The sequence below is a fragment of the Protofrankia sp. CiP1_Cm_nod4 genome (genome assembly GCF_982290645.1).
Genome location: NZ_CEVIVC010000107.1, coordinates 1 through 12,318 on the forward strand (window position 1 = coordinate 1; position 12,318 = coordinate 12,318).

General features: G+C 72.0%; 10 protein-coding genes and 1 pseudogene. 3 read left to right on the forward strand and 8 right to left on the reverse strand.

The genetic code is table 11. The features are described from left to right. Positions 1-344 (reverse strand): 2'-5' RNA ligase family protein (locus AC5LSR_RS17880; RefSeq protein WP_493468703.1); only part of this gene is annotated, 344 nt, incomplete at its 3' end. A gap of 173 nt (positions 345-517) precedes the next feature. Here AC5LSR_RS17880 and AC5LSR_RS17885 point away from each other — a divergent pair. Further along, entirely contained in the window at positions 518-1,531 is a 1,014-nt protein-coding gene (locus AC5LSR_RS17885; protein ID WP_250283092.1) for a Gfo/Idh/MocA family oxidoreductase, read from the forward strand. Positions 1,532-1,656: 125 nt separating this feature from the next. Here AC5LSR_RS17885 and AC5LSR_RS17890 read toward each other — a convergent pair whose 3' ends face one another. The 6 genes from AC5LSR_RS17890 to AC5LSR_RS17915 all read right to left on the reverse strand — a co-directional run bounded on the left by AC5LSR_RS17890 (position 1,657) and on the right by AC5LSR_RS17915 (position 7,248). After that, complete coding sequence (locus AC5LSR_RS17890; RefSeq protein WP_250283094.1) at positions 1,657-2,112, reverse strand: MarR family transcriptional regulator; 456 nt, start codon at positions 2,110-2,112, stop codon at positions 1,657-1,659. Between the two features lie 421 nt (positions 2,113-2,533). Beyond that, positions 2,534-3,106 (reverse strand): winged helix-turn-helix domain-containing protein, encoded by a 573-nt coding sequence (locus AC5LSR_RS17895; RefSeq protein ID WP_250283096.1) that lies wholly within the window; start codon positions 3,104-3,106, stop codon positions 2,534-2,536. Between the two features lie 518 nt (positions 3,107-3,624). Next, complete coding sequence (locus AC5LSR_RS17900) at positions 3,625-4,797, reverse strand: LLM class flavin-dependent oxidoreductase (protein ID WP_250283115.1); 1,173 nt, start codon at positions 4,795-4,797, stop codon at positions 3,625-3,627. A 146-nt stretch (positions 4,798-4,943) separates the two neighbouring features. Continuing rightward, positions 4,944-5,459 (reverse strand): cupin domain-containing protein, encoded by a 516-nt coding sequence (locus AC5LSR_RS17905; protein ID WP_250283098.1) that lies wholly within the window; start codon positions 5,457-5,459, stop codon positions 4,944-4,946. Next, the gene (locus tag AC5LSR_RS17910; RefSeq protein ID WP_445548662.1) at positions 5,456-6,355 is read right to left on the reverse strand and encodes an ABC transporter ATP-binding protein; all 900 of its coding nucleotides are present in this window, start codon (positions 6,353-6,355) and stop codon (positions 5,456-5,458) included. Before AC5LSR_RS17910 ends, AC5LSR_RS17905 begins: the two co-directional genes overlap by 4 nt. Then, positions 6,328-7,248 carry an ABC transporter permease subunit gene (locus AC5LSR_RS17915; protein WP_250283100.1) on the reverse strand — a complete coding sequence of 307 codons (921 nt, stop codon included), beginning with the start codon at positions 7,246-7,248 and terminating at the stop codon, positions 6,328-6,330. Before AC5LSR_RS17915 ends, AC5LSR_RS17910 begins: the two co-directional genes overlap by 28 nt. Positions 7,249-8,160: 912 nt before the next feature. On the opposite strand from AC5LSR_RS17915, the gene AC5LSR_RS17920 reads away from it, so the two are divergent. Then, the gene (locus AC5LSR_RS17920; protein ID WP_250283102.1) at positions 8,161-9,165 is read left to right on the forward strand and encodes an ABC transporter substrate-binding protein; all 1,005 of its coding nucleotides are present in this window, start codon (positions 8,161-8,163) and stop codon (positions 9,163-9,165) included. A 40-nt stretch (positions 9,166-9,205) separates the two neighbouring features. Further along, positions 9,206-9,475 carry a DUF2530 domain-containing protein gene (locus tag AC5LSR_RS17925; RefSeq protein ID WP_250283104.1) on the forward strand — a complete coding sequence of 90 codons (270 nt, stop codon included), beginning with the start codon at positions 9,206-9,208 and terminating at the stop codon, positions 9,473-9,475. Positions 9,476-9,684: 209 nt separating this feature from the next. Here the strand turns inward: AC5LSR_RS17925 and AC5LSR_RS17930 are convergent. Then, a pseudogene (locus AC5LSR_RS17930) lies at positions 9,685-12,318 on the reverse strand (sacsin N-terminal ATP-binding-like domain-containing protein); the annotation flags it as partial.

The following is a 12,318-nucleotide window of genomic DNA, read 5'->3' on the forward strand; positions in this document are numbered from 1 at the left end:
CCGGCCTGCCTGGCCGCCTGGGCGACCGCGCGGGCCAGCGGCGCCAGCGGCCGCTCGTCGACCGCCGCGAACAGCACCCGGCTCCCGAACCGTCCGCCACCGGAAATGACCACTGCCGCCGGTGGGTGCTCGGCGGCCACCCGCGCCAGCTCCCGGGCCAGCGCGGGCCGGACGCCCGCGGGCACCTCGCCAAGGAAGGCGAGGGTGATGTGCCAGCTCTCCGGCGGGGCCCACCGCAGCCCCACCGCCGGCCCCGGCCGGCCGGCCCGCAGCCGCTCGACGGCACTGACGAGCGGTCGCAGGACGTCCCGCGGTGGGAGCAACGCCACGAACATCCGAGCCATGACCGCGGATTCTGCATGATGCGGCCACCGGTTACCGACGCTGGTTCCACCATTGATGGGAATGATGGTAATAAGTCGGACAAAAAGATCTCCGCCCGTTGGCGTCGGGAGTTTGATGCCGGGTAGTTACGAATAACGCTCCAGGTCCCCGCGAGGGAGGGCACTATCGGTATGTGACAACGGTTCCCGAACTGGTGGCCCAACGTGATCCGGCAGGCGCGCGCGAATGGCGGGAGCGCCGGCGCGACACCCGGCGCCTGCTGCCCGACCTGCCAGGCGCGATGGCCCTGGCGACGGGCGGCAGCGACCGTACGACCGCATCGGTGCTGCGGGACGCGGGTGTGGACGTGGTCGGCCTGCTCGCGCCCGAGCCGCTGGAGTCGCTGGCCTGGGCGGCGGAGGCCGAGGCGCCACGCGCCTACGCGGATCTGGTCGCGATGCTCTCCGACGACATCGAGGCCGTGTGCATCGAGATGACGCCGCCCGGATCCGACGTGATCGCGCGCCGGTCCGTCGAAGCCGGCCTGCACGTGCTGCTGGCCCGTCCCGCGACCGCCGACCCGGAGTCCCTGCGGGCCGTCGCCGACCTGGCGGAGGAGTCCGGCCTCGCGCACGTCGTCGCCATGGACGGCCGGGCCTGGCCGGCGGCCTGGCATGTGCAGGCGTCGTTGGCCGCGCTCGGCCGGATCACCCAGGTGACCATGCTCGGGGCACCGGCGGGGCAGTCCGGCCGGGCCGAGATCATCGACCTGGTCGTCCGCTGGTGCGGGGATGTGCTCGCCGTCTGCGCCAGCCCGGACGCCATGCCCGCGGCCAGGCTCACCGCCGACGCGCCCGTCACCTTCGCGCTGCTGTTGGCCAGCGGTGCCACGGCGCTGGTCAACGAGCGGCCCGACGGCCGGCTGGAGACCGCCACGATCACGATCTGCGGGACCGGCGGGCGGATGGTCGTGCAGGGCCGCCGCGTCCTGCGCCAGGACGCGGACGGCACGCGCGACCTGCTGATGCGCGCGGTCCCGGGCGTACGTCCCGGCCTGATCGAGGCGACCTACGACGTCGTCCGGGTCACCGAGCTGGGTGACCCCGCTCTGGTCCGTGGCGCGACCTTCCACGACCTGCTCACCATCGCGCGGGTGCTGGCGGCCGCGGACGCGTCCGAGGAGAACAGCGGCTGGGTGGAGCTGTAGGACGGCAGGGGCGGCATGGACGGCATGGACGGGCTGACGCGGAGAGAGGCCGGCGCACGCGGGGGTGGGCGGTGGGCCACGGTACGGGCGCGTCAGCCCCTGTCACGGGCTGGCGACGGCCTCTGTCACGAGCCGGCCAGCGTGTCCAGGATGGGGGCGGCCCGCTCGAGCGCGGCCATCTCGTCCGGGCTCAGCGACGCCAGCCGTTCGGCGAGCCACTCGTCGCGGCGCCGGCGGTCGGCCTCCAGCAGGTCGATGCCCGCTTCGGTGATCCGCGCGATGACCTGCCGGCCGTCGGAGGGATGCGCGCCGCGGGCGACCAGGCCCGCTTCGGCGAGGTGGGCGACCACCCGGGTCATCGACGGCGGCTGCACCCGTTCGTGCGCGGCGAGCTCACCAAGGGTCATCGAGCCGTGCCGTTTCAGGGTGGCGAGGGTGGCGATCTGAGTGGGCGTCAGCGTGTTCGACCGCTCCTGGCGCATACGCCGCGACAGCCGCATCACGGACAGGCGGAGGACCGACGCGAGCTGGGCTTCGGCCACGCCGTCCATCGGGTCAAGGTACTTCTCCGCTGCGCTCATTACCAGAAAAGCTACGTGTTTCCAGCGGTATGTGCCCGCTGCCGGCTGGCATCGCGGCGGATGCGCCCGGCGTCGGGAGCGGGAGCGGCCGTGACCGGGAGACCGGGCTCCGGCTGACGTCGTGCCAGGCCCCCCGACATGATGATCTCCTTGGCATGATCACGGAAGTTTCTGGGAACCATACCGTACGGTAGGCACTCGGGTATCCGAGCGTCACGGTAGCGGGCACAGTGGGCAACCGGACTCACCGGCATGTCCCGCGCGCCGACGACGAGCCGCCCCGGCATCCGGGACGGCCTTGACGCTCGGGACAGCCGCGCGGCCGGGACACCGGTCAGGCCGCGCCCGGCGGACGGCGGCCGTCCCTAGCGTCGTCCGGTATGGCCGGAGCCGGCCCGCGGCCAGCCGGTCCGGGCCCGGCCTATGCCTGGCGGCCGGTGGGGACGGGGCGGTAACGGTAGCCGACCCGGCGGATGGTCTCGATGCGGTCCCGGTGCTCGGGGCCCAGCTTGCGCCGCAGCCGGGTGATGTGGACGTCCACGGTCCGGCCGGCCGCGCGGGGGTCGTCGTCGAGGTGGTAGCCCCAGACCGAACGCAGCAGCGCGGTCCGGGAGTGCACCAGCGCCGGATGGCGCACCAGGAAGTCGAGCAGTTCGAACTCGAGGTAGGTCAGGTCGAGCAGCTTTCCGTCGACGAACGCGCTCCAGGTGGGACGGTCGATCCACACGCCGCGCTCGGGGCGCTGCGGCGTGGTGGTCGACGCGCCGGCCGGCACGCCGGCCGGTGAGGTGACCGGTGCGCCGGCCGGCGGCTGGACAGCCGGCTGCTGCCAGGAGGCGGCGCGTCCGAGCACCACCACGTCGCGCTCCGGCTGCTGCCGGAGGGGGGTGGCGACCGTCGCGCGGGCGGTTGTCAGGGTATCCAGGCGGCGTCTCTGTGTCACCGTGAGGCGGGGCTGCTCAAGGTGGGACGAACCTGGGCGTGACGCGGTCATGTGAATGACTCCTTCGGATTCCTCGACACCTCTCGGATCCATCGGACCGGCGCCTGGGTGCGAGAAAACATGTTGTGTCGTTCTCGATCAGTGGGTCACATAAATTCTGACGATCGACCGCTACGGCCAAAAGAATTTTGCGGAACGGGCCGGTGAGCGCTGATCTCGTCTCTAGCGCGCGACGGGGCCCGGACAGTACTGATCGAAGTCGTGTTCGCGACGGGGAGGCCAGAAAGCCTCCAGAAGGAGCCCGGCGTGCAGCGGACCAGCGGTGCGCGGTCTCGGCTCCACGTGATAATTCACACCCGAAGGATAACAGAGCGGGAAAGCTTCGTGGAGGTTGCGTTTCGTCGCCCTGGCGCCGGATTCTCCTGTCGTCGGGTGCCGGTTGTGTTCGTCCTGGCGCGCATGGTATCCGGCGATCCCCCCGGGATCGCCGGACGGGGGCGTGGACCGGTTGGCTGGTAGCACACCCGCCTGCCTGTCTACATTACACTCAGTTCACTTTCTCTTCACTCTCAGTTTGCACCCGCGCCGTTGGCCGCCAGCGCCGCGGGTACCGGCGCGATCGTGGTGCGCTTCGCCGCCTCCCCGCGGTCCCGGCGGGCCACCTCCTCGCGGACCAGCGGGATGAGGTGACGGCCGTAGTCGATGGCGTCGTCGTAGGGGTCGTAACCGCGGATCAGCAGCGTGGTCACGCCGATGTCGATGTAGTCGAGCAACGCCTGCGCGACCGTCTCCGGGGTGCCGACCAGGGCTGTCGAGTTGCCCGCGGCACCGGTGGCGGCGGCTAGCGGCGTCCACAGCGCCCGGTCGTGCAGCTCGCCGGCGGCGGCCGCTGCCAGCAGGCGCTGTGACCCGACGTTCGCCGGTGCCGCCTCGGGGCTGAACGCGTGGCGGAACTGGCTGAAGATTCCGTTGGGCGCGTCCAGGTTCGCGCGGGTGTCCGCGAGGATCCGGTGCGCCCGCTCCCAGGCGAGGTCCTCGGTCGGGCCGATGATCGGCCGGAAGGACACACTGATCCCCGGCCTGGGCTGGCCGGCCCGCTCGGCGGCCTGGTTCACCGCGGCGATCTGCTCGGCGGTCTGCGCCAGCGGCTCGCCCCACAGGGCGAACACGTCCGCCTGCCTGCCGCCGACCCGGTAGGCCGCCTGCGACGACCCGCCGAAGTACAGCGGGATATGCGGCTGCTGGACCGGGTGCACGGTGGCCAGATGGTCCGCCAGTTTGTAGTACCGCCCCTCGTGGCTGAACGGCTCGGTGGACGTCCACGCCCGGCGGAGGATGTCGAGATATTCGTCGGTGCGGTCGTAACGTTCGTCCTTGGTCAGGTAGTCGCCGTCCCGCCGCTGCTCGGCGTCGCTGCCACCGGTGATGATGTGGACGGCGATCCGCCCGCCGGAGAAATGGTCGAGGGTGGCGAAATAGCGGGCCGCCACCGTGGGGAAGACCACACCCGGCCGGTGCGCGACCAGATATCCCAGGCGCTCGGTGTGGGCCGCGGCATAGGCCGCGACCTGGATGTTGTCGGGCGAGGCGGAACTGTAGCCGATCAGCACCCGGTCGAAGTCGGCGTCCTCGTGGACGCGGGCGAACCGGCGGACGTAGCTCGGGTCGATGACCGCTCCGGAGCGCCGGTGTGTTTCCGACCCTTCGTTGGTTGAGATCAGTCCGATGAACTCCACGGGCATGGCGTTGACTCCTGGTGAGCATCTGTCGATCATTTTGTGATCATGGTGTGCGAGGCTGGGCCGGATCGCGGCCGCACGGGATCAGCGAACGGTCAGTCAGGACGGCTGGCCGGCACGGCTGGCCAGGACGTTGGTCAGGACGTTGGTCAGGAACAGCCCTCGATGTCCGGCCCGCTGGTCAGGACCGGCCCGGCCCACCGCAGGTCCTCGAGGTTGACCACGATCCCCTCCTGGGTGCTCCGGGAGATCACGACGATGGCCTCGACGCTCGGGTCGGGGTTCTCCTCGCGGTGCGGGACCCACGGCGGCACGAAGATGAAGTCACCCGGTGAGGTCCGCACCCGGACCTCACGGCCGGGGCCGGGCTCGTCCGTCCCCTCGACCGCCTGGTCGAGGAAGACGAACTCCGGATGGCCGCTGACCACGTAGATGGCGGTCTCGGAGCGGCCGTGGTGATGGTTCCCGGACGCGGTGGCCGGGGCGACGTGCACCTGCCCCATCCACAGCTTGGACGACCCGACGGTCTTGCCGCTGACGGCGGAGAACCGGCGCATCCCCGAGGTCTGCGCGGTGTCCGGGTCGAGCTGCCCCTGGGTGATCTGGTGCAGGCGGCGGTGGAACGGGTCGACGTCCGTGTATGCGGGTATCTGAGAGGAGGTCATGAAAGAATTTTCTGTCTGGGCGCAGGTTCCCGGATATCGGCTGCCGGGCCGGGCTCGCTGTCCCGCGCCGGACGGTCGTCGGCCGCCTCGGAGCGGGCATAGCCGACCCCGAGCCAGCCGAGCAGCTCGGCGCGCAGCGCGACGAAACACGGGTCGCCGACGTCACGGGGCCTGGCGAGGGTGACAGCCGTGCTGTGGGCGATCACTCCGTCCTTCATGACCAGGACCCGGTCGGCGAGCAGCAGGGCTTCCTCGACGTCGTGGGTGACCAGCAGGACCGCCGGGCTGTGACGTTGCCACAACTGCTCGACCAGCCCCTGCGCCCGGATCCGGGTGAGCGCGTCGAGGGCGCCGAACGGCTCGTCGAGCAGCATCAGATCGGGGTCGCGGACAAGTGCGCGGGCGAGGGAGACCCGCTGCGCCTCACCGCCGGACAGGGTCTTCGGCCAGGCGTCGGCCCGGTGGGCGAGGCCCACCTCGGTCAGCGCCGCGGCCGCCCTGGCCCGGTCGGGCCGGCCGGGAAGGCCGAGGACGACGTTGCGCCAGACCCGTTTCCACGGCAGCAGGCGCGGCGCCTGGAAGGCCACGGCCCGCCGGGACGCCACCCGCACCTGACCGCTGATCTCGGTGTCGAGGTCGGCGAGGATGCGCAGCAGCGTGCTCTTCCCGCAGCCGCTGGCGCCGAGCAGCGCGACGAACTGGCCGGCCGGTACGTCCAGGTCGAGGTCGTCGATGACGACGTTGCCGCCGAACGCGCGCCGCAGGCCGCGGACCGTCACGGCGAGCGGGATGCCGTCCGGGGCCGACAGCGGGCCGGCCGCCGGTGGGCGCACGGGCTCCAGGTCCGCCTCCTGGCCGGGCAGGGTGGTCACGTTCCGCTGAATGTCGGTCGCCACGACAGCAGCACCCTTTCGAGAAGTCGGACGATGGCGTCGACGGTGAGCCCGAGAAAGGCGTAGACGACCAGGCAGACGACGATGATGTCGGTGCGCTGGAACTCCTGGGCGTCGTTCATCAGCTGCCCCAGGCCCTGGTGGGCGTTGATCTGCTCGGCGAAGATGAGCGCGAGCCACGAGATGGCCAGCGAGAAGCGCAGCCCCACCAGGACGTTCGGCAGCGCGCCGGGCAGGATGACGTGCCGGATCAGCCCCAGCCGGGTCAGCCCGACCGTCCGGGCGGCCTCGACGAGGCTCACCTCCACGTTGCGGACACCGGCGTAGGTGTTGATGTAGAGCGGGAAGGCGACCCCGAAGGCGACCAGGGCGATCTTCGGGGTCTCGCCGATGCCGAACCAGATGATGAACAGGGGGATCAGGCCCACGAACGGCACGGTCCGGATCATCTGCACCGACGCGTCGATGAGATCCTCGCCGAGCCGGAACAGCCCCGCCAGCAGTGCCAGCAGGATGCCGACGGACCCGCCGAGCAGCACGCCGGTGCCGGCGCGGCGCAGCGACACCAGGATCGCCTTCGGTAGTTCGCCGCTTGTGACGAGATCGGTGCCAGCGGTGACGACCGTCCACGGTGAGGCGAGCAGTTCGGTGGACGTGCTGCCGCTCCAGCTCGCGATCTGCCACAGCAGCAGCAGGAGCAGCGGGCCCACCGGCCGCCGGGCCCAGCGCGGGACGCCACGCCGCCTGGCTGCTGACGCGATGACCGTCGTCAGCGCCGGGGCGGCGCGGCCGGGCGGGGCGTCCGGCACCGCGGGCGCGCCCGACGCGTCGGCGCCCGCGTCCTGGCCGGCCGCGCCTGTCGCGTCCCTCCCAGTGGGAAGTGTCTGTGTCGTCACAAATTCTCCGCTTGTGGTTTTCTCCGCTCCGGATGTGCTCCCGGCGCCAGCACGGCCGGCGGAATATGGAGCCGGCGAAACTCAAGGCCGGCGATGGTGGCAGCCGGCGATGGTGTCAGTGGTGATGCTGTCGTCCTCCTGCGTACCGCCGGGCGGACGCCGGACACGGATGGCGGCCAGCCGGCGGATCCGCTGGCATCCGCCGATATCTGCCGGGGCTGTCAGGAGCCGTCCTGATTCGCCGGGAGGCGCGGCTGACCTGTCGCCGGTTCGTCGGATATCCGAAAACAAATCGCCGCGGCCGGCCGAAGACGATCAGAAATTCCTGGAGCCTCTGGCAGCGGGCCTGTCGGGCGCTCGTCGCGTCACGCGTTCAAATCGTCACATTTTCGGGTCGCCGCGGGTTGGGCGAGGTCACGTCCCCGGCCGGGATGCCGGACATGCGGCGGACTTCACCCGAAGAAGGTCGATGTGACCCCGAGTAACCAGAAGCGCCGGCTTGAACATGAAATCAACGGAAGCACGACGCTCCTACCTGCGTCAACAGACCAAGTTGTGTGATGCATGTCACTTTTCTACTTCTTGACTGAACAAGCGAAAAATACGCAGAGTGCTGTTTTGTGCCTGCCGAGACCGTCCTGACGCGCCGTCGTTGCGTGGATTACGGTCTGGCCTGGAGCAGCCGCTGTCGATGACGGCCGCGTAAGGCGCCGCAGATCTCGGACCGGCCGGCGCACGACCGGTTCCCTACCGAATTGCGACTTTCCGTAATCGGGATTTACCGGTGGCGGCCCTGATGCCTCCGCCGGCCGGCCGGCCTGTTTCCCGTCACCGTCACTTCTTGCCTTCCTGTCCTCCTGCCTTCACCCTCGTCTCCGCGGACGGCAGAGGTCCGCGTACCGGAGTTGCCTGATGCCACGTCTGTCGACCCGTCCGAAACCCCGCCTGCTCGCCGGCGCCGCCGCGCTCGCGGCCCTGCTGGTGGCTGCCGCCTGCGGCGGGGGAACCGACACGCCGAAACCGACATCGGCGGGTGTCGCGCCGGACCTGTCCGGGGTGACCCTGCGGGTCGCGGACCAGGTCGGCCAGAACAAGGCGGTGCTCGACGCCTCCGGCGCGCTCAAGGGCGCGCCGTACAAGGTCGAATGGTCGGACTTCTCCGCCGCGGCGCCCCTGCTGCAGGCGCTGCGGGCGAACGCCGCCGACATCGGCGGCGCCGGGGACGCCCCCGTCCTGTCCTCGCTCGGCTCCGGCGCGCCGCTGAAGGTCGTCGGCGCGTCCCGAAGCTCCCCGCGGGGAGTCGCGCTCCTGGTCAGCAAGGACTCGCCCATCCACAGCGTGGCGGAGCTGAAGGGCAAGACCGTCTCGCCGACCACGAAGGGCAGCGTCGGGCACTATCTGCTGCTCGGCGCGCTCCGGGAGGCCGGGCTCGCCCCGAACGACGTGGAGATCTCGTTCCTGTCGCCGCAGGCGGCCGGCGCCGCCTTCGACTCCAACCAGATCGCGGCATGGGCCACCTGGGACCCGTACATCGCGTTGTCGGAGGCAAAGGGCGCCCGGGTCCTTCGGGACGGCAGCGGGATCAGCACCGGCCTCGGATTCACCGTAGCCTCCCAGCAGGCATTCGAGGATCCGGCGAAACGCGCGGCCATCGCCGACTTCCTCGTCCGTCAGGGCCGGGCGTACGCATGGACGAACAGCAACAAGGAGGCGTTCACCACATTGTTCGCCTCCCTGACGAAGCTGCCGGGGCCGGTCGCGGCCGCGGTGGTCGATCGTCGGAACATAGCCGCGGTCCCGATCGACGACACGGTCGTCAAGGACCTGCAACGCACCGCGGACATCTACACCGAGGCCGGCGTCCTCGACAAGAAACTCGATGTGGCCTCGTTCCTGGTCCGCGCGCTGAGCGGCTGACCGGGCAGCTGGCCGGGGCGGGGCGGGTAGCGTCGTACGGGTGAGCGTGACGGGTGAGCGTCGGCAGTTGGAGCCGCTCCCGTACGACGGTGTGCTGTCGGTACGGGTGGGCACGGTCCTGTGGTTCGTCGCGCTGATCGTGATGCTGCCGTTCCGGGGCGGCCTGCGGGCTGACGGCCACCTGTGGTGGATCGCCACCACGGCCGTCGGCACGCTGCTCGGCCTGGTCGGAGTCTGGTCCACGACCCGCCGCCGCAACCGCCTCCGCCGCCAGCTCCCCACCGCCCGCACCGACCAGTCCCAGCCGTAGCCGATTCCAGCCGCGGCAGCCGGTCATCTCCGATTCCGGTGGATGACATCGAGAATATCGGTCAGGTATCCACTTAGTGGGCCATCCGTTCACCGCCTGATCTTTGACGCCGCGGGCTCGCGTTAAAGGTCAGGGGTCCAGCCTTTCATGGCGGCTCCTGTCCGGTGTGTCCGCTGTTGCCCGTCGAGCCGGTGGCCGGGCGCTGCTGGTCAGGAGTCGTCGAGGTCGGCTTCGGCCTGGCGTTGGGCTTCGCGGGCGGGGTCGCGCAGCGCTTCGGCGATGGCGTGGCGGCGGTCCCAGGTGCCGGCGTGCCAGGCCAGGGCTCTGGCCAGCGCGTCCGTCCCGGAGCCGGCGTCGATGTGGATCTCCCCGCCGATGCCGCCGAGCACCCGCCATGGGACGGGCGTGGGCCGGCCGTCGACGTCGGCCACGAGCAGGCGGGTGTGGGAAAGGTACGGCGTCCCGTCCGGTGCGGTGAGCTCTTCGGGGGTGTCCCCTTCACCGGCGCCGATGACGGTGTTGTGGTCATCGCGGGTAGTGATGACGTCACAGTCACCCAGCGACGAGAGCAGGGGGACACCGAGTACGTATGACGCTTCGGCCGCCCGGTCCAGCGGCAGCCGCAGCGCGCCGCGGCCCGCGCCGAGCAGCGGCAGGAGGTCCGGCGCGTCCACGATCACGGCGTCGGAGGTCCGTACCACGCCGTCCGGGGTGCGAACGGTCAGCGGAGGGTCAATACTGGCCGGTCCGTCGTCGTCGTCGTCGCCATCGCCGGTCTCGCCGTCGGTGTCGGTGTCGCGGTAGGCGCCGTCGGCGCCGTCGCTGGTGATTCCGGAGCGGGGGAGGGCCGCGACGGCGTCCACCGCGGCCATGTAGAGGGCGCGGGCCGCCGGCCACGGCACGTCCCGGTCGGCGTCGCCGAGCCGGTCCAGCAGGTCGAGCACGGCGTCCGGATCACCGAGGACGTCGGAGAGTGTGAGCCGGCAGCCGAGCCGGCGCAGCAGGTCGGCGTCGACCCCGGGCAGGGGGGCGGCCGGCGCGAACAGCCCGGCCAGCAGCGGGTCGGCGCCGGGCAGCGTGAGCTCCGGCGGTGGCAGCGCGGCCGTGGAGCCGGCGACCGGCAGCAGCGCGTTGCGTGAAAGCCACCAGCGCGTGTACGACACTCCGACGTCCGCGGCCGGCCCGATACCAGCACCGGCTCCGGCGCCCCGGCTCCGACCAGGACGATCGGGCCACTGGAGCCGGCCGGACTTCATGATCGTGTCTCGTAGGGGCGGCCGGGCCAGCTCCGCGAGCGCGGCGGGCCACTGTGACGGGTCGACGAGCTCGAGGTCGCGTACGGCGGCGAAAGCCCGCAGGGTGGGCGGCGCGCCCGGCCCGTCCACGTCCGGATCCGGGCCGGCTCCGGGCGGACTGCCGGCGGTGATCTCCGCTACCCAGAGGTCGCTGTCGTCCAGGTCGAGCAGGACCGGCTCGTCCGGGTCGAGCCGGACGTCGGTGGCGCTGAGCACGGCAAAGGTCCGCAGCACCCCGACCGCCTCGAGCACCTCCGCCGGCCATGCCCGCGCGAGGTCGTCGGCCAGGACGCGGAACGGCGCGTCCGCCGCGAGCACCTGGTCGAGCGGGCTGTCTGCGATCAGGAGCTCCCCGGCGGGGGTGAAGTCGCCATCGCTGTCAGGAAGCAGCAGGTCGGCGAGCCAGGACAGTTCACCGGAGGCATTGTCGTCACCAAAAGTAACAATGCTGCCGGCGCCGCCGTCGAGCCCGCTGGCGACGCCGAGGCCCGCGTCCCGGACCAGGGCCAGGACGGCGCCCGCCAGCGCGAGCGCGGCGTCGGGATCGGCGTCCGCGTCGACATCGATGATCGCATCGCGGACGGAGCCGTCGCGCAGGACACCGGCGGGGGTCCCCTCGACCGCGCCCAGCGTGCGCAGGGCGTCGCGGGCGGCACCGGCACAGGCGTCCGGGTGTGCCACCCGCAGCGGGAGGCCCGAGGCCACCAGCGTGACAACATCCAGCTCAGAGGTGGGGAGCAGGACCCCTCGCGGGCCGGTGACCATCCGGACGCCCAGCTCCTGGGAGCCGTCGGCGTTGCCGGTCACGCCCGCTCCGGTGTCCGCGTCCGCGTCCGCGTCCGCGGCGAGCGTGGGGGCCGCGGACGCCGTGGGGAGCGCGGCGGCGGTGGGTGCGGCGGCCAGCGGGACGGGCAGGGCGCCGAGGGCGTCCCGGTCGGGGGCGTGCGCCAGCGCCGCGTAGACCCGTGCCCACCAGGCCGGCGGCCTGCGCAGCTCGGTGAGGATCTCGACGACCCCGGCGGTGTCGAGACGGCGTACCCCCAGGGCGTCGAGGGCCGGCCGCCACCGGCGGGCGGCGTAGGCCGCGGGCAACAGCCCGTCGACGGTGCCGCCGGCGTCACCCACGGACCCGCCCGCGCGATCGCCGTCACCGGCGGGCAGGTCCGCGGCGGCGGGCAGGAGCCGTTCGAGGTCGGCGATCTCGCGATCGGCCCTGGGCAGGCCCTCGCGGGCGGGCGGGCGGCTGCCGGCCGGCGAGGTGCTGCCCGCGGACGCCGGGACCGTGGCGGGATCTTCCGGAGCCGGGGCGGGATCGCCGGATGCGGCCGTGAGCAGTCCGGTGACCGGATCGGTCGCGGGGCCGAGGTCGCCGACGAGGCAGTCGGCGCCACGGCGGCCGCCGGGCAGCAGCGGCGCGTCCGGCAGCAGCCGGGCGAGAGCGTCCCGCAGCCTGGCGTCGACGTCGCCGACCGGCAGCCCGGTGGGGACGAGCTCGAGCGAGGCAGCCGGCGCCGACGCGGCGTCCAGCGCCGCCTGCCACCGCGAGGC